The sequence below is a fragment of the Inquilinus sp. CAU 1745 genome, assembly GCF_039839375.1.
Taxonomy (GTDB): Bacteria; Pseudomonadota; Alphaproteobacteria; order DSM-16000; family Inquilinaceae; genus JBDOQU01.
The window spans coordinates 83136-101345 of sequence record NZ_JBDOQU010000005.1; the positions used below are offsets into that span (position 1 = coordinate 83136).

The 18210-nt window shown below is 65.6% G+C and carries 25 protein-coding genes; 7 read left to right on the forward strand and 18 right to left on the reverse strand.

Going from position 1 to position 18210, the window contains the following annotated elements:
• Complete coding sequence (locus AAFN89_RS07985; RefSeq protein ID WP_347537771.1) at nt 1-1170, forward strand: aminotransferase class V-fold PLP-dependent enzyme; 1170 nt, start codon at nt 1-3, stop codon at nt 1168-1170.
• 2 nt (nt 1171-1172) lie between these two features.
• On the opposite strand, the gene AAFN89_RS07990 is transcribed toward AAFN89_RS07985, so the two are convergent.
• The 6 genes from AAFN89_RS07990 to AAFN89_RS08015 form a co-directional block, all read right to left on the reverse strand.
• Nucleotides 1173-2030, reverse strand: a complete 858-nt coding sequence (locus tag AAFN89_RS07990) for an alpha/beta hydrolase (protein ID WP_347537773.1) — start codon at nt 2028-2030, stop codon at nt 1173-1175.
• Nucleotides 2027-2269 carry an Lrp/AsnC ligand binding domain-containing protein gene (locus tag AAFN89_RS07995; RefSeq protein WP_347537775.1) on the reverse strand — a complete coding sequence of 81 codons (243 nt, stop codon included), beginning with the start codon at nt 2267-2269 and terminating at the stop codon, nt 2027-2029. The genes AAFN89_RS07990 and AAFN89_RS07995 overlap by 4 nt, the downstream gene beginning before the upstream one ends.
• 60 nt (nt 2270-2329) lie before the next feature.
• Complete coding sequence (locus tag AAFN89_RS08000) at nt 2330-2809, reverse strand: MgtC/SapB family protein (protein ID WP_347537777.1); 480 nt, start codon at nt 2807-2809, stop codon at nt 2330-2332.
• A gap of 15 nt (nt 2810-2824) precedes the next feature.
• The gene (locus AAFN89_RS08005) at nt 2825-3202 is read right to left on the reverse strand and encodes a response regulator (protein ID WP_347537779.1); all 378 of its coding nucleotides are present in this window, start codon (nt 3200-3202) and stop codon (nt 2825-2827) included.
• Nucleotides 3203-3325: 123 nt separating this feature from the next.
• The gene (locus AAFN89_RS08010) at nt 3326-3856 is read right to left on the reverse strand and encodes a hypothetical protein (protein WP_347537781.1); all 531 of its coding nucleotides are present in this window, start codon (nt 3854-3856) and stop codon (nt 3326-3328) included.
• 63 nt (nt 3857-3919) lie between these two features.
• A complete protein-coding gene (locus AAFN89_RS08015) occupies nt 3920-4180 on the reverse strand; it encodes a hypothetical protein (protein ID WP_347537783.1) in 261 nt (86 codons plus the stop codon).
• A gap of 187 nt (nt 4181-4367) precedes the next feature.
• Here AAFN89_RS08015 and AAFN89_RS08020 point away from each other — a divergent pair, with 187 nt between their 5' ends.
• Nucleotides 4368-4643, forward strand: a complete 276-nt coding sequence (locus tag AAFN89_RS08020; protein ID WP_347537785.1) for a hypothetical protein — start codon at nt 4368-4370, stop codon at nt 4641-4643.
• A 60-nt stretch (nt 4644-4703) separates the two neighbouring features.
• Here AAFN89_RS08020 and fliW read toward each other — a convergent pair whose 3' ends face one another.
• From fliW to AAFN89_RS08050, 6 genes are all read right to left on the reverse strand, one after another.
• Nucleotides 4704-5198 carry a flagellar assembly protein FliW gene (fliW, locus tag AAFN89_RS08025; RefSeq protein WP_347537788.1) on the reverse strand — a complete coding sequence of 165 codons (495 nt, stop codon included), beginning with the start codon at nt 5196-5198 and terminating at the stop codon, nt 4704-4706.
• A gap of 82 nt (nt 5199-5280) precedes the next feature.
• Nucleotides 5281-6483 (reverse strand): flagellin, encoded by a 1203-nt coding sequence (locus tag AAFN89_RS08030; RefSeq protein ID WP_347537790.1) that lies wholly within the window; start codon nt 6481-6483, stop codon nt 5281-5283.
• Between the two features lie 12 nt (nt 6484-6495).
• Nucleotides 6496-8616 (reverse strand): flagellar hook-associated protein FlgK, encoded by a 2121-nt coding sequence (gene flgK / locus AAFN89_RS08035; protein ID WP_347537792.1) that lies wholly within the window; start codon nt 8614-8616, stop codon nt 6496-6498.
• Between the two features lie 28 nt (nt 8617-8644).
• Nucleotides 8645-9082, reverse strand: a complete 438-nt coding sequence (locus AAFN89_RS08040; protein ID WP_347537795.1) for a hypothetical protein — start codon at nt 9080-9082, stop codon at nt 8645-8647.
• The gene (locus AAFN89_RS08045; RefSeq protein WP_347537797.1) at nt 9079-9396 is read right to left on the reverse strand and encodes a rod-binding protein; all 318 of its coding nucleotides are present in this window, start codon (nt 9394-9396) and stop codon (nt 9079-9081) included. Before AAFN89_RS08045 ends, AAFN89_RS08040 begins: the two co-directional genes overlap by 4 nt.
• On the reverse strand, nt 9396-10514 hold the full coding sequence (locus AAFN89_RS08050) for a flagellar basal body P-ring protein FlgI (RefSeq protein WP_347537799.1): 1119 nt from the start codon (nt 10512-10514) through the stop codon (nt 9396-9398). The genes AAFN89_RS08045 and AAFN89_RS08050 overlap by 1 nt, the downstream gene beginning before the upstream one ends.
• A gap of 191 nt (nt 10515-10705) precedes the next feature.
• Between AAFN89_RS08050 and AAFN89_RS08055 the strand changes: the two genes are divergently transcribed.
• Both AAFN89_RS08055 and dksA read left to right on the forward strand, forming a co-directional pair.
• On the forward strand, nt 10706-11140 hold the full coding sequence (locus AAFN89_RS08055) for a flagellar assembly protein FliX (protein ID WP_347537801.1): 435 nt from the start codon (nt 10706-10708) through the stop codon (nt 11138-11140).
• Nucleotides 11141-11307: 167 nt separating this feature from the next.
• Nucleotides 11308-11727, forward strand: coding sequence for an RNA polymerase-binding protein DksA (gene dksA / locus AAFN89_RS08060; RefSeq protein WP_347537803.1), 420 nt, complete (start codon nt 11308-11310; stop codon nt 11725-11727).
• Nucleotides 11728-11757: 30 nt separating this feature from the next.
• On the opposite strand, the gene AAFN89_RS08065 is transcribed toward dksA, so the two are convergent.
• From AAFN89_RS08065 to flgF, 6 genes are all read right to left on the reverse strand, one after another.
• Complete coding sequence (locus AAFN89_RS08065) at nt 11758-12039, reverse strand: hypothetical protein (RefSeq protein WP_347537805.1); 282 nt, start codon at nt 12037-12039, stop codon at nt 11758-11760.
• A 42-nt stretch (nt 12040-12081) separates the two neighbouring features.
• Nucleotides 12082-12264 (reverse strand): PLD nuclease N-terminal domain-containing protein, encoded by a 183-nt coding sequence (locus AAFN89_RS08070; RefSeq protein WP_347537807.1) that lies wholly within the window; start codon nt 12262-12264, stop codon nt 12082-12084.
• A gap of 291 nt (nt 12265-12555) precedes the next feature.
• Nucleotides 12556-13317 (reverse strand): flagellar basal body L-ring protein FlgH, encoded by a 762-nt coding sequence (gene flgH / locus AAFN89_RS08075; protein ID WP_347537809.1) that lies wholly within the window; start codon nt 13315-13317, stop codon nt 12556-12558.
• A gap of 28 nt (nt 13318-13345) precedes the next feature.
• On the reverse strand, nt 13346-14305 hold the full coding sequence (flgA, locus tag AAFN89_RS08080; protein WP_347537811.1) for a flagellar basal body P-ring formation chaperone FlgA: 960 nt from the start codon (nt 14303-14305) through the stop codon (nt 13346-13348).
• Nucleotides 14306-14318: 13 nt separating this feature from the next.
• On the reverse strand, nt 14319-15104 hold the full coding sequence (flgG, locus tag AAFN89_RS08085) for a flagellar basal-body rod protein FlgG (protein ID WP_347537813.1): 786 nt from the start codon (nt 15102-15104) through the stop codon (nt 14319-14321).
• Nucleotides 15105-15119: 15 nt separating this feature from the next.
• A complete protein-coding gene (gene flgF / locus AAFN89_RS08090) occupies nt 15120-15854 on the reverse strand; it encodes a flagellar basal-body rod protein FlgF (RefSeq protein ID WP_347537815.1) in 735 nt (244 codons plus the stop codon).
• Nucleotides 15855-16126: 272 nt separating this feature from the next.
• Here flgF and AAFN89_RS08095 point away from each other — a divergent pair, with 272 nt between their 5' ends.
• The 3 genes from AAFN89_RS08095 to AAFN89_RS08105 are packed head-to-tail and all read left to right on the forward strand — an operon-like array spanning nt 16127 to nt 18208.
• Nucleotides 16127-16639 (forward strand): flagellar basal body-associated FliL family protein, encoded by a 513-nt coding sequence (locus AAFN89_RS08095; protein ID WP_347537817.1) that lies wholly within the window; start codon nt 16127-16129, stop codon nt 16637-16639.
• A gap of 25 nt (nt 16640-16664) precedes the next feature.
• Complete coding sequence (gene fliM / locus AAFN89_RS08100) at nt 16665-17738, forward strand: flagellar motor switch protein FliM (protein WP_347537820.1); 1074 nt, start codon at nt 16665-16667, stop codon at nt 17736-17738.
• Nucleotides 17735-18208: a DUF6468 domain-containing protein gene (locus tag AAFN89_RS08105; RefSeq protein WP_347537822.1), complete on the forward strand. Its 474-nt coding sequence runs from the start codon at nt 17735-17737 to the stop codon at nt 18206-18208. The genes fliM and AAFN89_RS08105 overlap by 4 nt, the downstream gene beginning before the upstream one ends.
• The last annotated feature ends 2 nt before the right edge of the window (nt 18209-18210 follow it).

Here is an 18210-nt window from a genome sequence, read left to right on the forward strand (position 1 = left end):
ATGCTTCGCCTGAAGTCGCATTTCTCCTGTTTCCTCAACGCCGCGCCCGGCCGGCTCCATGCCGCCGCCCACAGCCATCACCTGTGGCCGGATGTCACGCGCGCCGCCCAATCGGCCGCATGGGAGCAGGCGGCCGTCCTGGCGGACGACAAATGGTCGACGATATTCGGAGAGGTGGTCCCCCAGGCGCAGCGACATATCGCGCGCATTCTCAATGTGGGCGATCCGAACGCGATCGTCTTCGCTCCCAACACACATGATCTTGTGCGGCGGCTTTTCTCGTGCCTGCCGGCGACCAGCGCACCGCGCGTTCTGACGACCGATTCGGAATTCCACAGCTTCACCCGCCAGGCGGCGCGGCTTGAGGAGGAAGGGGCGCTGGAGGTCGAGCGGATTTCCACCGAACCCTTCGATACGTTCGAGGACCGGTTCGCCGAAGCGGCGTCGCGCGGCGGCCACGACCTCATTTTCTTCAGCCAGGTCTTCTTCAATTCCGGCTTCGCGATCGGCGATCTGGAACGGATGGTGAAGGCCGCGCCCGATCCGGCGACGCTGGTCGCGATCGACGGCTATCACGGCTTCATGGCGATGCCGACCGACATTTCGGCCCTGTCTTCCCGCGCCTTCTACATCGCCGGCGGCTACAAGTACGCCATGGCCGGTGAGGGCGCGTGCTTCATGGCCTGTCCGCCGGGCTATGGCGCCCGCCCACGCGACACCGGCTGGTATGCCGATTTCTTCGCCCTTTCCCAACGGCAGAGCGGCGTCGGCTACGCCTCGGACGCGATGCGCTTCATGGGCGCGACCTTCGATCCGGTCGGCCTCTATCGCCTCAACGCGGTGATGGGCTGGCTTCAAGGCCTCGGGGTTTCGGTCGCGGATATCCACGCCCATGCCCACGCCCTCCAGGGCCTGTTCGTCGAGGGGTTGCGGACGCGGTCGGTGGCCGCTCTCGATCCCGGCCTGCTGATGGTCCCGCTGGATGAGCCGCGCCGGGGCAATTTCCTGACCTTCCGAACCGACCGGGCCGCCGAACTTCATCGAATTCTGTCCGAAGCGCGGGTCGTCACCGACGTGCGGGGAGACCGGCTGCGCGTCGGCTTCGGCCTTTATCACGAGGCGCGGGATATCGACCTTCTGCTGGACGCCGTCGCGGCGGCTCTTGCCTGACCTTACGCCCCCATCATCGCCAGGACCGTCCGATGGAGCGGATGATCGGCTTCGCCCAGCGCGTTGACGGCGCTGAAATGGTGCCTGTCGGGCAGGTCGACTATATGCACATTCATGCCGGCCGATCGCCATGCCGTGGCGAAATCGTCCTGCTGGCGAAGAAACTCCGACGGTTCGTGCGCCCCCACGGCGCAGATCAGGGGCGCGCCGCCACGTGGCGGGGTGAAGATCGGACTGACCGCCTGCGCCGTTCCGGCGTCCAGCTTCAGGACGTCGTTCAGATAGGTGTGCCGCACGGGCTCAAGGTCATAGACGCCGCTGATCGCGCAGCCGCTCTTGATCATGTCGGCGGGCAGGCCCCGCTCGCCCCAGCCGGTCGCCATCATCATCGCGGCAAGATGGCCGCCGGCCGAGTGCCCGGCGACGTGCAGCCGGTCGGGATCGCCGCCATGGTCCCGGACATTGGCGTGCAGCCAGCCCATCGCCTCCCGGACTTCGTCGACTAGCGCCGGAAGCGTCACGTCGGGGCAGAGCGCATAGCCGATGGCGGCGAAGGTGACGCCGTTCTCCACGAAGGTCGGCGCCAGATAGTGGAACATCTCCCGACTCATATTCTGCCAGTAGCCGCCATGGATGAAGGCCAGCACCGGCGCGTCGGGTTTCGCCGCCGGGAAGATGTCGATCTTCCGCCTAGGCCCCGGCCCGTAGGGCAGGTCGCGGCGTCCGCGCAGCGTCTCGCCGGCCGCAATGCTTCCCGTTTCCCATCCCGCGATGAAGGCGGGATGGTCGGGGGTGCGGGCGCGGAGGTTGTATTCGAAGCTCAGCGCCTCGGCGGTCATGCCGCGATAGAGGGCGGTCACGTAAAGGCGTTGAAGGTGATGATGGTGTAGGTGTCCCGGACATGGGGCAGGGTCTGCAACTGGCTGGTGACGAACCTGCCGACATCGGTGTCGCCGGGCAGGTAGCATTTCACCAGCAGGTCGTATTCGCCGGAGGTCGAATAGACTTCCGACACCTGCTCGATCGTGTCGACCGCCTGCGCCGCGACGTCGTAGGCCTTGCCCAGATCGCATTTCATCATGACGAAGATGGCGCGCATGGGGCTTCCTTGGTTCTGGTGAGGTGGGAAGCGACTATAGCCTTGGCGCCAGCCCGCGGCCTACCCATCCTTCGTCGCCGAACCGTTTTTCCGGCCCAACATTCGTTCGACGGCATAAAGTCCCGTCAGCACCAGGATCGCCAGCGCCAAGGTGATTCCGGCGATCGTGAAATAGCCGCCGCCGCAGGCGATCCCGATCGCCCCGCAGATCCAGATGTTCGCGGCGCTGGTCATGTTGTGGACCTCGCCCCGCCCGTTGATGATCACCCCGGCCGCGAGGAATCCGACAGCGGCGATGACGCCTTCGATGATCCGCAGAAGATCGCTGCGGCTCTGGCCGCTGATCTCGATTGCCGTCCGATAGAGCTCGAACCCGACAAGCGTCGTCGCGGCGGCTCCGACGGCGATCAGGATATGGGTGCGAAGGCCGGCCGGCTTGCCCCGGGCCTCCCGGTCGATGCCCAGGATCATCCCCGCCACGGCCGCCGCCCCCAGCCTCAGGAGAATGTCGAATGTCGGTGTGGCCGTTTCCTCCCACATGGCGCTCTCCCCGTTCTACGGCTCGCCGTCGGCGGCCTGTCGTTCGGCGGCGGTGGCCATCGCCAGCGCCTCGACGATTTCCTGATCCCGGAAGGGCTTGCCTATGAAGAAGACGCCCGGATCGGCCATTTGCCTGACGGCCTCGTCCAGGCTTCCGGTCACGAAGATCAGCGTGGTTCTGTATTTCTGATGCAACTCACGGCCGACGGTGACTCCGTCGATGCCGCCCGGCAGCCGTACATCCAGGAACGCGATCGTCGGCGGCGTCCGCAGCGCCTTCGACAAGGCGGTTTCCGCATCGGCCGCCGTTTCGACGCTGCCGTGGCCAAGACCCTTGACCACCGCGCGGATATGCCGGGCGATTATCGGGTCGTCCTCCACGATCAGGATCACGTGGTCCGGCCTCTCCGTCGACGTGACTTGAACAGGGCTCATCGGATCAACAAACGGCTGAACGCCGATCCGGTTGCGTGGGCGGGGCCGAAATCCGGAGCCCGCTGAAGGTTGAGACCATCCCTAACGCCGTTCGTCGTCGCCTTCCGCAAGGGCAGGGGCGTTGACCCTTTCGATCAGGTCTATGACGCCGATAATATGGCTGATCCCGCCTGCGGCGTCGGTCAGCGGACAATCGACGGATTCGAACCGGAAATGCTCCCGCGCCGCCATCGCAAGCCGCCCGCTGCAGCGATAGCACCGGCGGCTGTCGCAGACGGTGCGGTAGTATTCCTCCAGATCGTAGCCATAGCGCTCCATGCTGAACGTCCTGACGCTCATGCCGGAGGGATTGACGCCCAGTATATGGATCGCCTCTTCGCCATAGAGGCGGAAGGTGAAGCCGGACGCATTTCTCTGGACCAGGAAAAGATGGGCGACGATGCCGCCATGGTCGGTGATGTCGAAAGCCTTCTTCGGTGGCGGCTCGCCGGCTTCGCACGCGGCCCACCAGCCGTGGAGATGGGCGCATCGCCCGCTTTCGAAAACCGTCGCGCTGTCGACCGGAGCTTCCTTGATGCCGTGCATCCGATGAAGTGCGCTATGATCGGCCATGGCCCCCGCCTCGCCTTCCCAAGGATAGAGGACCACGGATATCCCGATCCGCCAAGCCGGCGTTCAGCGTTGCTCGACGATCTTGTACTGGAAGTTGATCGCCATGGCCTCTCCGTCGACGACGGCGTACCATTGACCTTCTTCGCCGGAGGTCTGGCAGTTGTAGCGGTAGTCGAGGCTCCCGGCCAATCCGAGCCGACCCCTGATCCGGCCCGCGGTCATCGCGGCCGCGATGACGCAGCGGTCTTCCGTGGGATAGGCGATGGGGATCGGCTCCAGCGAACAATAGGTTCCGATGCAGGCCACGAAAAGCAATTCGAACATGCGCGGCGATCGTCCTTCTCATGCTGGCCGGCCTCGTTGTCCGGCGGATCGCATACTGGTGAAGGATACGCGCCAAACCTTAACGGCGCATGAAACGGAGCTGCGAGGACCGCTGTTTGTCGTCCCTCCGCCACATTTCCGGAGGATCGTTCGGATGGTCGATTTCATTTGGCCGGGGAGCGTGAGAATGGCCCGTTGGCTTCCATCGCTGATTGTCGCGATCGGTCTGCTTTCCGTGCCGGCCGCCGCCGAGGACACCCCATCGGACGGTTGGGGAGATCTGTCCCAGGCGCTGGACGATCTGGCGGCCGTGGCCGACCGGCTCCAGCAATGGGTCGATGACCTGCCCCGATACGGCATCCCCCGGATCACCGAGGATGGCGACATCCTGGTTCCCCGGCGCGAACCGCCGCTGGAGCCGCCGGTCAGGCCGTTGTCGCCGGATGACGTGATCGAGATATGACAGGCAAAGGAAGACCGGCGGCGCGCGGCCGCCGGCTTCGGTTCGCGTTGCGCCGGGGCGTTAGTTCAGCCGCTGGCGGAGGGAGTATTTCTCGTTCGCGATGACGTGCTGATGGGCCGTCCGGGAGTTAGCGTCGACCAGGAGGGGCGCCCGCATGTTGGCCGTCAACTCGACGCCGTCGCCGGCGCGGCGCAGCGTGACGATCAGGAGGACGGCGAGGGATTCCGCCTTGATGTCCATCGGGCCAACGGCCGCGGCGATGTCGGCGGCGTCGAAACCGCTCGTCTCCGGCTGCAGCGGCAGGACATGGAAGGCCAGCGCCAGATCGTCGAGCGACTGGAGCAGCTTGAACCGGTCGGCACCCGGATTGGGCAGGTCCAGCAGCGCGAACCGGCGCTGGTCGCCGAAACCGATCAACCCCTTGGGGAAGGTGATCAGATGATCGCGGCGGACCTCATAGTCGCCATAGCGGCTCTTGACGATCACGACATCGTCGCCATCGGCGGGCGGAGCGGCGCCGACGGTCGCGGCGACTGCGAGAGACTGGTGTGCCATGGAGAACATCATACCCTCTTCCTTCTTACGACAGGGTTAACGGCGCCGGTTCAACTTGACCCCGCCGCGGCTGGGTTCTTCCCTACCTGAGGAAGTCGATAAGGCTGACCGAGGACAGCCGCGAAATGGTGATGTAGGAGGCTTGGAGCTGCGTCTCGTCGGCGGCGATCCGGGTCATCACCTCCGCCACGTCGGCATCCTCGATGCCTGAGATCGCGTTGCCGGCGTAGGTCAGGAAATCCTGGTGGCCCTGCTTGGCCGCCTCCAGAACCGAATAGCTTGCGCCGAGCGAGCTGCGGGACTCCGCGATACCGTCGATGGCCTTCTTGGTCAGGTCGAAGGCCTGGGTCAGCGCCTCGTCCCGCTCGCTCGGCTCGACGTCAGACCCGCCGGCCCAGGCGACGTAGGAAAGCGCCCTGACGAGCTGTTCGAATCCGGGCTCGTCGGCGGTGCTGCCGTAGCTGACCTCGAATCCCTCATCGGCGCGCACGACCGCCTCGATGCTGTCGCCGCGGAAATATTCCTGCTGGATTGAGACGCCGTCCGGATCGATCTCCGCGCCGGCGGCTGTCAGGGAGGCGGCGCTGATCGGACGTCCCTGCGTCTCGGTGATCACCAGCTTGCCGTTGGTCGCTCCGCCCACCCAACTCGCGGTCGCGCCCGTCACGCCGGCCGCCGTCAACTCGGCATTGACCGCGGCGGCCAGCGCGTTGCCGTCCGCGGCCGGCAGCGCCGGCGCGCCGACGGTGATCGGCTGGAAATTGTTGGTCCCCAGGATGCGGATGGAGAAGGCGTCGGCCGTGGTGGCGTCGCCGACATCGAAGGTCGCGGTGTAGGTCGTCGAGGAAACGTCGACCGGGGCCACGTCGCCCCTGCTGCCGGCGAAGAGATAGCGCCCCTCATGCTCCAGGTTCAGCAGGCTGGCGACTTCCTTGAGGAAGCCGCTCGCCATCGCCTCCAGCGCGATGTCGTCCGCATTCGTGGCGCTGAGCGCCGTCGAAAGCTGCCCCTGAAGATAGGTCGCCCGTTCCGCCAGGGTGGCCATGGTGGATTCCATTATGTCCATCCGACCCAGCGCGCGGTCTATATTGTCGCTGAACTGTTCGGCGCGATCGTACTTGGCTTCCAGCGTCACTAGCTGGAAGCTGCTTATCCCCAGCTTGTCGTAGCTTTGGGCGACCTTGCCGCTGGCTAGCTGGATGTGGGCGTCCTTCAGCCGTGTCTGGGTGTCGGTGAAATAGGATTGCGTCAGCAGATGCTGTGCGTATGTGGCGACCCGAGTCATCTCCGCGTCTCCTTACCGGCCCAGATTGACGAGGACGTCGAACATGTCGCTTGCCGCCTGGACCAGCCTCGCGGAGGCCTGGTAGGCGTTCTGGTAGACCACCATGTTCGACAGTTCCTCATCCATGTTGACGCCGCTGAAGGACAGGGCCTTGTCCTTCAGGTTGCGGTGGAGGGTTTCCTGGTAGCTCAGCTCGGTCTGGGCGGCGGCGGCGTTCGTCGCGTTGAAGGACAGGATCGACGCGCCGAAATCGGCCAGCGTGGCGTCGACGGCCGACAGCCCGCCGACCCCGCTGAAGCTCAGCTTGTCGGAGAAGACCGCCGCCAGGTCCCGCGCGATCTCGGCGTCGGCTGAGCTGACGTAATAGCCGTCGGTGGCGTTGCCCAGCAGGACGCCGCGGGACAGCTTGTCGGGGCTGTCGACGATGTCCGCGCGGACGGCAAGGTCCTCTGCCGCGCCGATGATGGACGGCCGCATGTTGAGCGTATCTAGAAGACCGCCCGACGTGACGGAATCCGTGACCATGATGTCCTGGCCGGCGGGGCCGGTGATGACCAGCCGCGCGCCGCCGGTCACCTGCCGGACCTCGGCATGGACATTCTGGCCGGACAGCCCGTCATTGATCGCCTGGGCGATCTGGTCCAGCCGCATGCCGTTGGTGTAGGCGACGTTGAAGCTTCCGGTACCGGTCTGGATCGTCAGCGCGCCGGATGTGGTCGACCGGATCGACGGGCTGACGATGTCGCCGGTAAAGCTGTTGTAGTTCGTCGGTTGGCTGAAGAAATCGTTCAGCCCGAAGAAGTGGGAAAAGCCGCGCGACCCGCCGCCTACCGCGATCTCGCTGGGCGCGGCGGAATCATCGGCTATGACCACGTTCATCCCCGGCGTGGTGGAACTGACCGTCAGCCGGCCGGCCGCGTCCAGGCTGGCCGACATGCCCGCGACGCCGTTGATCGCCGCGACCACGTCGGCGGCCGTGTTGACCGTCGACAGGTCCAGATCCAGATATCCCGGCGCCATGTTGCCGTCGGCGTCGGTCAGCCCGATCCGGACGATCCCCGTCCCCTCGATCGTCGTGGCGCCGCCCTGGGGCAGCTTGGTCGTCCCGGAAAGCTCCGGCGATCCCGGATAGCCCACGCCCCGATTATGGATGGCGTTTATCTCGTCACGCAGCCGGGCGGCCAACTCATCGAACTGGCTGCCCAGATCCGACAGGGTGCGGTCGCGCATCTCCAGCAGACCCGACAGGCGGCCGGCGCCCAGGCTTCCGGTCAGGTCCCGCGCGCCCTGGCTGGCCGGCGAGGCGCCGGGCGTGGGGTTCAGGATGATGCCGGACAGCCCGCCCGGATAGTCGGGATGACTGGGCGGCAGGTAGCGTTGCTCCGGCGTCATCGCCGTCGTCGGGGAATAGCCCAGCGTCGCCGCCTGCGTCTCCACCAGCGTCTGGCCATTCTTCGTCAGGACCACCAGGTGGCCGTTCGCCCGCTCGAAATACTGGATCGACATATGCTCGGCGACGGAGTTGACGGCGAGGTCGCGCTGGTCCTCCAGATCGGCGGTGCCAAGGCCCTGAACCCGGTTGTTCGAGATCTTGACGTTCAGCTCCGCGATGATCTCAAGCTGGGTGTTGATCAGGTCGACCGCAGCGGCGATCTCCTGATCGGCCTGCCCGCGCATCTCCTGAATGTTGTCTGCAAGGTCGTTCAGGCTTCGCGCCGCCTCGACGCCTGCATTGACGGCGTTGATCCGGTGGGCGGCGCTTTCCGGGTTGGTCGCGACATCCTCCATCGCGGTGGCGAGATCGTTGATCGTCGCCCCGATCGAGGTGTTGTCTCCAAGGTTGCCGAAAAGCTGCTGCATCCGCGTGTAATATTCGGCGCGGACCTGCCGCTCGCCCAGCGCGCTGCTTTCCGTCCGCACGTCGCGGGTCAGGAACTGGTTGACCGCGCGGGTGATCGCGGTGATCTCCGCGCCGGCGCCAAGGCCGCCCAGAACGCGGCTCGACGTCTCCACCGTCTTCCGGGAATAGCCCTCGGTATTGACGTTGGCGACATTGTTCGCGGTGACCTGAAGGGCCGCCTGGTTGACCTGCAACCCGCTGAGCGCGTTGGAGAGGGTAAGCGCGAGGGACATCGTCTGCCGCCTGGTTGGGTGAGCCGGATTAGAAGCGCTGGTCGATCTGGACGGAAACCGGCGCCGACACGGTCGCCCGGCTGCCGGTCATCAGCGGGCCGTAGCCCGATGTCTGCGTCTGCTGCTGCTGCACCGTGTCGATCACCGTCTTCAGCAGCTTCTCGTTGGCCTTCGTCACCGCCCGCAGCGCCGACTCGTTTTCGGCGATCAGCACGTTCAGGTGGCTGGTGACGTCGCGCAGCTCGTCGCGCAGGATCGGATCGATCGTCTCCAGGATCGACCGGTCCTCCCGGATTGCGGCCGTCTGACGCTCATACTCCTCGATAAGCGGCAGCTTCCTGTCTTGCAGAGCGCCGATGTCGCGGGCCTGCATGGCGCGCAGGAACTGCACCTCCTGATCCAGGATCTCGATCAGGTGGCTGACGGTCCGGATCAGGGAGTCGGCCTGGAAGATGGAAGCGTTCATGTCTGGGTCTCCTGGATTCGCAGGATCTCGGCCATCACCTGGTCGGCGAGCCCGATTCCCCCGGATTTGCTGATCATCTGGCCGTATTCGTTGATCATCATCGAACGGTAGACGCCTTCGGCATGGCCGCCGCCGAAGGGGCCGTTCGTGTCGACGCCGGCGAACATGTGTCCCAGCATCTGCGACAGGAAGACCGCCTCGAACTCCTCAGCCGCCCGGCGCGCCGCCGCGACATCCGTCGTCGGGGTCGGCGCCTTCGCAGGCGCGGCCGTCCCGATCGGCAGCAGGGAGGTGAGGGGCTGTTCGATACCCATCACATGACCTCGATTTCGGCCTGGAGAGCACCCGCCGCCTTGATCCCCTGAAGGATCGAGATCATGTCGCGCGGCCCGACGCCGAGAGCGTTCAAGCCCGTCACCAGCTCCTGGAGGCTGACCGTCTCCGGCAACATGCCCAGCTGGCGTTCCTCGTCGGCGTCGACATCGATCTGCGTACGGTCGACGATGGCGGTGTCGCCTTCGCCGAACGGGTTGGGCTGGGACACCTGCGGCGTCTCTGTGATGCGCACCGTCAGGTTGGCCTGGGCGATGGCGACGGTGGAGACGCGGACATTCTCGCCCATCACGATCACGCCCGACCGTTCGTCGATGACGACCCGCGCGATCTGGTCGGGCACCACCCGAAGCTGCTCGATATCTGTGATCAGGCCGACCACGCCGCCGGTGCTGCTGGGCGGCACGCTGACGGTGATGGTGGCCGGATTGTCGGCGACCGCGACGCGCAGGCCCATGAATCCGTTGATCGCGTCCACGATCCGGCGCGCGGTGGTGAAGTCGGGATTGCGCAGCGACAGCCGGACCGATCCCATCTCGGCCAGGCTGAACGGGATCTCCCGCTCGACGATGGCGCCGGCGGCGATCCGGCCGGCGGTCGGAACGCCCTGGCTGACGCTCTGCGCATCGCCGGAGAAGGAGTAGCCGCCGGTCGTCACGGCGCCCTGGGCGACGGCGTAGACTTCGCCGTCAGCGCCCAGAAGGGGCGTGACCAGCAATTCGCCGCCCAGCAGGCTTTCCGCGTCGCCCAGCGAGGAGACGGTGATGTCGATCCGGCTGCCCTGCGTGGTGAAGGCGGGCAGCGTGGCCGTGACCATCACGGCGGCGACATTCTCGGTCTTCAGCGTGTCGTCGCGGACATTGACGCCCAGCCGCTCCAGCATGCCGACCAGGCTCTGCTCGGTGAAGGGAGAGTTGTTCAGGCTGTCGCCGGTGCCGTTGAGGCCGACTACAAGGCCGTAGCCGATGAGGATGTTGTCGCGGACGCCCTCGACATCGACGATGTCCTTGATCCGCGTCTGCGCCTGCGCCGGAAGGGCAAGCGTCGCGAGTGCAAGGATCGTGGCCAATGGCTTGGCGAAACGGGCGATTTGGAACATCGAAAGCGTTCTCCGCGTCAGATGTCCTTCCTGATGCGAGCGGCGTGCCAACTCCGGACGTCGTCTATCTTGCTGATATGAATGAGATTTATGGACGCGCTGGTTCGGAAGGCGCTGCCTGCCGGGCAGGAATGTCGGGCGAGGGTCGGCAGCTTTTGCCGGGCTTAACGCGCCGTTAACGATGATGCACGATGATCCGCGCCATGAAGATCCAAGGCTCCAATCCTCTGCGTAACGCCCCGGTCAAGCGGGCGAAATCCGGCGGCGCTTCCGGGTCCGGCGGCTTCGCCAGCGCTCTTGGGGACGGGGATCACGGCACCGCCGGATCGATCGCCGGTTCGGCGTCCATCGGCTCCGTGGACGCGTTGATCGCCCTCCAGGAAGTCGATGAGGACGCGCTGGGCCGGCGGCAGGCGACGGACCGGGCCGAAGAGCTTCTCGACCGGCTTGAGGAACTGCGCCAGGCCCTGCTTCTGGGAGAGATGCCGAAGCACCGGCTGGAAGAGCTGGCCGTCCTGGCGCGTTCCCGCCGGGCGCGGGTCAAGGACCCTCATCTGGTCCAGATACTGGACGATATCGATCTGAGGGTGCAGGTGGAGCTTGCGAAGCTGAGTATGCCGGCCTGAGGGATTCTCGCCCCGGCAAGTGAAAACCCCCTTTGTTACAATGGCTTGATCTTCGCCTATGGCGAAGATTCCCGGGATTGTGGTAAGCGACCGAACGACCTATAGTCGCGCCGCCTCGGGGGTAGCCCCCTGGCAGTCATGATTCAGCCAATGTCGGTGGGGTTGGAATGTCGTCCACGCTCGTTCCTCCGGACTACAGACCTTCGGAAGACGAAGAATTCATGAATCCGATCATGCGGGAATATTTCCGCATGAAGCTGCTGAAATGGCGGGCGGAGCTTCTGGCCGAATCGACGGAGACGCTTCACCATCTCCAGGAAGGCGGCATCTCGGAGCCCGACATCACCGACCGCGCCTCCCGCGAAACCGACCGGTCGCTGGAACTGCGGACCCGCGACCGGGAGCGCAAGCTGATCTCGAAGATCGACGAGGCGCTGCAGCGGGTCGAGGATGCGTCCTACGGCTATTGCGAGGAGACGGGGGAACCCATCGCCGTCCGCCGGCTGGAGGCGCGGCCGATCGCGACCCTCAGCCTTGAGGCGCAGGAGCGGCATGAGCGGCTGGAGCGGACGCACCGGGACGACTGATCGTCGTTGCCGGCCCGCTTCGGGTTCCCGTCAGGCCATCGCCCAGGCGATCAGGCCGAATCCCAGCACCAGCAGGATGATCGGCCCGACGATTGAGCGGCGCAGGAAGCCCTGTATCGCCGATAGGATGAGCAGCAGGCCGACCGCCAGCAGAAGCCAGGCGAGGGGGCCGGCCTCCTGCATGCCCAGCCCCTCCGCCAGCCCTTCGAAGAAGCCGTCGAACACGCCCAGGACGATTTCCCAGAATGAGAAGAACGCATCCGTCAGCCATGCGATGGCGCTGCCGATGGCCTCGCCCAGTTCGTTGAGCATTTGCGGCTTCCGCTGGTTTCAGGGTGAAGGTCCAGGCGGCCTTTAGATAGCCGCCCGGGCGGACCTCGGCCCGGCGAAGAACCAGACGATGAACCCGACCAGCGGGAAGATCAGCACTCCCAGCACCCATAGAACCTTGCCCATGGTACTGGCGCCGCTGCCGACGATATTGATGATCGCCCATATATCCAGGGCCAATAAAATGATGCCGAAGAGGAATTCCATCGTTTCGATCCTTCCGAGCCCGTTACCCGTGATTTGTTCTTGCCGGATAAACGGCCGACGAGGCTTGTTTGATCCGTGAAACGACGGCGGCCCGAGAGGAGCGAGGTTTTCTTTTGGTCATTCCGGACTTGATCCGGAATCCATAGGCCATGGCCGCTTCACAGGCGGCGAAGGACCGATGCGTCGAACATCCGCTAGGAAGAAAATAGATTCTCGGCATCCGCGCTGTCGCATGGATGCCGAGAATCGTACTGAACTATAGAACTGCTATGCCACTCGAGTCCCACGCCATCAGAACGGGAAGATGATGTCGTAGAGCTGCTGGCCGTAGCGGGGCTGCTGCACGTCGGTGATCTGGCCACGGCCGCCGTAGCTGATGCGGGCTTCGGCGATCTTCTCGTAGGAGACCGTGTTGGAGGAGGTGATGTCCGACGGCCGGATGATGCCGGCGATCGCCAGTTCCCGCACCTCGAAATTCACCCGGACCTCCTGGCGGCCATAGATCACCAGATTGCCGTTCGGCAGCACGTCGGTGACGACGCTGGCAAGCTGAAGCTCGATCTTCTCGCCCCGGGCGACGGAACCGGCGCCGGCGCTGCTGCTGTCGCTGCCCAGATCGATCAGATTGTCGAGATCCAGATCGTCAGGCAGCAGGCCGTCCAGCGTCCCGCCATAGCCCAGGATATTCGGCGCTTCGGCGCTTTCGCTGTTGGCGCGGCTGCGCTGGGTCTCGTTGCTGATCGACGCTTCGTCGTCGATCTGGATGTTCACCGTCAGGATGTCGCCGACCTGGCTCGCCCGCGCATCGCGGAAGAAGGTCCGGGAACCGGCCTGCCAGAGGGAGTTCGGCTGGGTCTCGTCGACCCGCGGTGCGGGCATCGGCATCCGGACGGGGACGTAGTTGGGATCGGTCGTCGGATTGCTGATCGGCGACAGGTCGGGCGCCTTGCCGATATTGGCGATGCGCTCCCCGGCGCCGCAGGCCGACAGGGTCAGCGCCGCCAGCATGGTCAGGACCAGCCGGGCCGGGGAGGAGAGGGGGAGACGGGTCATCGGTCTTGCTCCTGATGCTCGGCTGATCTTAGTTCAGGCTGGCGAAGGTCGCGCCGCCGCCCACCGGGACGGCGACGGTGTCCGGGCCGGTCACGACCGCCTGGACCGTCTTGTTGCTGTCGATATTGATGACGCGGATCGCGTCGCCTTCCGCGCCTTCGTCCAGAGCGCGGCCTCGGGCGGTCAGCACCAGCGCGCCGGACTGCACCACCATGGTGACCGTCGCGCCGCGCTCCACCGCGATCGGGGCGGCGACCTCATGCCGGCGGATCGGCTCATCGGGCATCAGCGTCCGGCGTGGGCTGAGGCCGACCAGCGTCTCCGCATCCATGACGACGCCCGAACCGACGCGGTCCGCCGGGACCTCGATCCAGGAGATGTCGGTGGCGGCGATCACGGCGTCGGGGCCGATGCGGCTGGTGACGACGGGAACCTCCACCATGCCGACGACGCGGCCGGACAGCGGAACGCGGACGACGGGCGTGCCGTCGGCAGGGGCCACGGCGACCCCGGCGAAGCGGCCGGTGGCGCCGTCATAGGCGAAGTTCTGGATGCGCAGGCTGGGCAGCACGTCCGTCGGCAGGTGGATCTCCAGCGCCAGATTGTCGAGCTGGATGTCGATCCGGCCCGTCGGCGCGCGGTCGTCCAACTCGGCGCGAATGGCCTCGGTCACCGTTTCGGACCCAATCCGGTGCGACAGTCGGCGGACGGTGACCTGCTGATAGCGGCTGTCCGGCGTCCAGTCGATCCGGTAGGCGCGGGCGACACGGGCCAGCCAGTCGGCGGTCAGCGTGACGCTGCGGCCCGGAGGCGGGGACTGGGCGATGACCGTCGCCGCCCGCGCCTCGTCCAGGCCGGCGAACAGGTCGCCCAGCACCACCCGGTCGCCGACGATGTCCGCTTGCCCGCGCAGGGTCGCGGCGTTGGCGCCGGCGACGGCGCAGACGAAGATCACCGCAGTGCAGACCATGACCAGGATCTGTTTCATTGTCCGGGCCCCCTTAGCGCATGTTGGTGACGGAACGCATCATCTCGTCCGTCGTGGTGATGACTTTGGAGTTCATCTCGTAGGCGCGCTGGGCGCTGATCAACTGCGTGATTTCCGAGACGATGTTGACGTTGGACGTCTCCAGCATCCCCTGATTGATGTTGCCGAAGCCGGCGGTGGCCGGAACGCCGGCGATCGCGCCCCCGGACGCCGGGGTCTCCAGGAACAGATTGTCGCCGATCGCCTGCAGCCCGCCTTCGTTGGCGAAGGTCGCCAGCTCGAACTGGCCGACATTGATCGGCTCGATCTGCCCGTCGACCGCCGCCAGGACCTCGCCATTCTCGTTGATCTGGATCTGGACGGCGTCCTCCGGCACGGCGCCGGGGCCGACGACGGTATAGCCGTCCGCGGTGACGACGGCGCCGTCCGGGCTCAACTGGAACGAACCGGCGCGGGTGTAGCCGATCTCGCCGTCGGGCAGCTCGATCTGGAAGAAGCCCTTGCCGTCGATCGCGACGTCCAGCGGGTTGTCCGTCACCTGCATGTTGCCCTGCTCATGGATGCGGTAGACGGCGGCGGTCTGGACGCCCGCGCCGATCTGCACGCCGGAGGGAACGATGGTGCCGGCGTCGGACGAGGCCGAGCCGACCCGCCGCATGCTCTGGTAGAGCAGGTCCTGGAATTCCGCGCGCTGCCGCTTGAACCCCGTGGTCGTCATGTTCGCGATGTTGTTCGAAATGACTTCGACATTGAGCTGCTGGGCAAGCATGCCCGTGGCGCCGATGCTGAGCGAACGCATGGGACGACTACTCCTTTAAGCGATCTTGCCGAGCTGACGGATCGCCGTGCGCAGGCGCTCATGCTCGGACTGGATGAAACCCTGGGTCTTCTGGTAGGCGCGCGCGATCTCGATCATCTGGGTCATCTCGGCGATCGGCTGGACGTTGGATCCCTCGATCGCGCCCTGCACCAGGTTCGCCTCCTCGGCGTCGGCCGGCACTTCGTTGGTGACGTAGAGGCCGCCGCCCAGCGGGGTCAGGCCGAACTCGTCCGCGAAGGTCACCATCTGGATGCGGCCGATCGGGCCGGTGGAGGCGCTGATATTGCCGTCGCCGTCGATGGTGATGCCGGTGGCGTTGGCCGGGATCCGGATCGGCTGGTTGCCGTCGTCCAGCACCGGCAGGCCGTTGCTGTCGACCAGCGTCCGCTCGCTGTTGAGGGCCAGATGGCCGCTGCGGGTGTAGCGGGGGCCGCCGACGGTATCGACCACCAGGAAACCGTCGCCCTCGATCGCCACGTCCAGCGGGTTGCCGGTCCGCTCGATCGGGCCCGGCCGGCTGTCCCGGACCACCGCCTGGTCCATCACCATCGACAGGTCGGATTCCGATCCCGTCGGGGTGCGGCCGGGACCGTTCAGGTATTCCTGGAACAGCATGTGCTGGCCCTTGTAGGCCGGCGTGTTCATGTTCGCGAGATTGTTGGCCACCACGTTCATCTGGCGCTTCAGCGCCGACTGGAGGGAGAGGCCTATATAGGAAGCGGTTTCCATCGCGGGTCTTCTATCGTCCTGGCGGTTGGTCGATCCGTCGCCCTTCCTGATGCAGTTGGCGTGCCAGAAGATTATTTTTTTTAATTTCAATCTCTTACGCAGGCCGCCGAAAGGTTTTGGATGGTCGATATCGTCCGCCCTGGCAGCGGATGCCCGGCAGAAACTGCCCCGGCGTTGCTGCGGCGCGGCAGACGCGTTTGGCGCAACAAGTTGTTAACTATCCTTGGCTAGAGTGCGCCTCGTCTTCCAAGGGATGCGCGAGAGTACGAAGGATGACGGTCAACGCCACGGACGGAGCGCTCGACAACGTCGAGATCGAGAGCCTGCCCAGGAAGAAGATGAGCGGCAAGAAGCTGGTGCTGTTCGTCGTTCTGCCGCTTCTGGTGCTGGGCGGCGGCGGTGCTGGCCTCTATGTCAGCGGCGTGCTCGACCGCTTCCTTCATCCGCCCGCGCCCGATCCGGCGGTGGTGGCGGCGACGCCCGGACATTTCTTCGACCTGCCGAACATCATCGTGAACCTGAACACCGAAGACCGCCGCCAGACCTTCCTCAAGATCAGCCCGACTCTGGAGCTTGAGAAGGCCGAGGACGTGGCGTTGGTGGAGCGTGTGATGCCCAGGATCGTCGACAATTTCCAGATGTACCTGCGGGAACTGACCCTTCAGGACCTCGAAGGATCGGCGGGGCTGGCCCGCCTGCGTGAGGAACTGCTTATCCGCGTCAACGCGGCCGTCCATCCGGCCCATGTCCGCGAAGTGCTGTTCCGCGAAATGATCGTCAACTGACCCTCAGATTCAGGCGAAGCCGTCAATGACCGATCCGACTGAAGAAGACGACGACGCCATGGCCGCCGAATGGGCGGCCATGATGGACGATGAGGAGGAGGACGGTTCGGCCTCGCCCGCGCCGACCTCCAACCGCATCCTCAACCAGGATGAGATCGACAGCCTGCTCGGCTTCGACGCCAACGGCGCAGGCGACGGCGACAATTCGGGCGTCATGGCGCTGGTCAACAGCGCCATGGTCAATTATGAGCGCCTGCCGATGCTGGAGGTGGTGTTCGACCGCCTCGTCCGCATGATGTCGACCAGCTTGCGCAATTTCACTTCCGACAATGTGGAGGTCAGCCTCGACCAGATCACCTCGATCCGGTTCGGGGATTATCTGAACTCCATCCCGCTGCCGGCGATGCTGTCTGTCTTCAAGGCGGAGGAATGGGACAATTACGGCCTGATGGTCGTGGACAGCGCGATGATCTATTCGATCGTCGACGTGCTGCTGGGCGGCCGCCGCGGCACCGCCGCGATGCGCATCGAAGGACGTCCCTACACGACGATTGAGCGCAATCTGGTGGAACGGCTGGTCCATGTCGTCCTCTCCGACCTGTCCGCCGCCTTCGATCCCCTGTCGCCCGTCACCTTCCGGTTCGACCGGCTGGAGACGAACCCGCGCTTCGCCACCATCGTCCGTCCGGGCAACGCCGCCATGCTGGCGAAGCTGCGGATCGACATGGAGGATCGCGGCGGCCGGCTGGAGCTGCTGATTCCTTACGCGACGCTGGAGCCGGTGCGCGAGCTTCTGCTGCAGATGTTCATGGGTGAGAAGTTCGGCCGCGATTCCATCTGGGAGAACCATCTGGCCAGTGAGCTGTGGCAGACCGACGTGTCGCTGGGCGCGGTGCTGGACGAGGTCTCGCTGCCGCTGCACGAGGTGCTGAACTGGAAGGTCGGCTCCCAGGTCATGCTGAACGCAAGGCCTGAAGGGCTGGTTCAGCTTCGCTGCGGCGAGGTGCCGATGTTCCAGGGGCGTATGGGCCGCCGCAAGGGCGCAATCGCCGTCCGTGTCGAGGGCGAGGCGCCCAAGCAGGAGGAATTCCCGCGATGATGCAGGAACATTACCCCCTCATCCTGGACAGCCTGATCGTCATCCTGCTGGCCGCGACCATCGTCTACGCCGCCGTGCTGAACCGGCGGCTGTCCAAGCTGCGCGACAACAGGGCGGAGCTGGAGAAGGCCGTCCGCAGCTTCGGCGAGGCTGCGGGCCGCGCCGACGCCGGGATCAAGGGGCTGCGTCAGGCTGCCGGAGACACCGGCGCCGCCCTGCTGAAGGATATCGAGCGCGCGCAGGCCCTGAAGGATGAGCTGAGCTTCCTGGTCGACACGGCGGAAGCCGTGGCGGCGCGGATGGAGGGTGCCGCCAGCGGCGCGGGCAAGTCCGCCCAGGCGCGTCAGCCGGCGAAGCCGGGCGGAGAGCCGCTGCTGCGGGCGGTCCAGGGGGAATCCTCCACCGCGCGGCGCGCCGGTCGGCCCCAGCCCGACAGCGACCTGTTGAAAGCCATAGAGAACATGCGGTGACG

Coding starts and splice junctions, on each gene's coding strand:
- flgK (WP_347537792.1), bottom strand. CDS start 8,616: ATGTCCCTCGCGCTTACCCTCTCCAACGCGCTCAGCGGGTTGCAGGTC.
- AAFN89_RS08055 (WP_347537801.1), top strand. CDS start 10,706: ATGATCCGCGCCATGAAGATCCAAGGCTCCAATCCTCTGCGTAACGCC.
- AAFN89_RS08105 (WP_347537822.1), top strand. CDS start 17,735: ATGATGCAGGAACATTACCCCCTCATCCTGGACAGCCTGATCGTCATC.
- dksA (WP_347537803.1), top strand. CDS start 11,308: ATGTCGTCCACGCTCGTTCCTCCGGACTACAGACCTTCGGAAGACGAA.
- AAFN89_RS08020 (WP_347537785.1), top strand. CDS start 4,368: ATGGCCCGTTGGCTTCCATCGCTGATTGTCGCGATCGGTCTGCTTTCC.
- flgF (WP_347537815.1), bottom strand. CDS start 15,854: ATGGAAACCGCTTCCTATATAGGCCTCTCCCTCCAGTCGGCGCTGAAG.
- AAFN89_RS08045 (WP_347537797.1), bottom strand. CDS start 9,396: ATGGGTATCGAACAGCCCCTCACCTCCCTGCTGCCGATCGGGACGGCC.
- AAFN89_RS07985 (WP_347537771.1), top strand. CDS start 1: ATGCTTCGCCTGAAGTCGCATTTCTCCTGTTTCCTCAACGCCGCGCCC.
- AAFN89_RS08095 (WP_347537817.1), top strand. CDS start 16,127: ATGACGGTCAACGCCACGGACGGAGCGCTCGACAACGTCGAGATCGAG.
- fliM (WP_347537820.1), top strand. CDS start 16,665: ATGACCGATCCGACTGAAGAAGACGACGACGCCATGGCCGCCGAATGG.
- AAFN89_RS08015 (WP_347537783.1), bottom strand. CDS start 4,180: ATGTTCGAATTGCTTTTCGTGGCCTGCATCGGAACCTATTGTTCGCTG.
- flgG (WP_347537813.1), bottom strand. CDS start 15,104: ATGCGTTCGCTCAGCATCGGCGCCACGGGCATGCTTGCCCAGCAGCTC.
- AAFN89_RS08050 (WP_347537799.1), bottom strand. CDS start 10,514: ATGTTCCAAATCGCCCGTTTCGCCAAGCCATTGGCCACGATCCTTGCA.
- fliW (WP_347537788.1), bottom strand. CDS start 5,198: ATGGCACACCAGTCTCTCGCAGTCGCCGCGACCGTCGGCGCCGCTCCG.
- AAFN89_RS07995 (WP_347537775.1), bottom strand. CDS start 2,269: ATGCGCGCCATCTTCGTCATGATGAAATGCGATCTGGGCAAGGCCTAC.
- AAFN89_RS08010 (WP_347537781.1), bottom strand. CDS start 3,856: ATGGCCGATCATAGCGCACTTCATCGGATGCACGGCATCAAGGAAGCT.
- AAFN89_RS08065 (WP_347537805.1), bottom strand. CDS start 12,039: ATGCTCAACGAACTGGGCGAGGCCATCGGCAGCGCCATCGCATGGCTG.
- AAFN89_RS08070 (WP_347537807.1), bottom strand. CDS start 12,264: ATGGAATTCCTCTTCGGCATCATTTTATTGGCCCTGGATATATGGGCG.
- AAFN89_RS08030 (WP_347537790.1), bottom strand. CDS start 6,483: ATGACTCGGGTCGCCACATACGCACAGCATCTGCTGACGCAATCCTAT.
- flgA (WP_347537811.1), bottom strand. CDS start 14,305: ATGAAACAGATCCTGGTCATGGTCTGCACTGCGGTGATCTTCGTCTGC.
- AAFN89_RS08040 (WP_347537795.1), bottom strand. CDS start 9,082: ATGAACGCTTCCATCTTCCAGGCCGACTCCCTGATCCGGACCGTCAGC.
- flgH (WP_347537809.1), bottom strand. CDS start 13,317: ATGACCCGTCTCCCCCTCTCCTCCCCGGCCCGGCTGGTCCTGACCATG.
- AAFN89_RS08000 (WP_347537777.1), bottom strand. CDS start 2,809: ATGTGGGAGGAAACGGCCACACCGACATTCGACATTCTCCTGAGGCTG.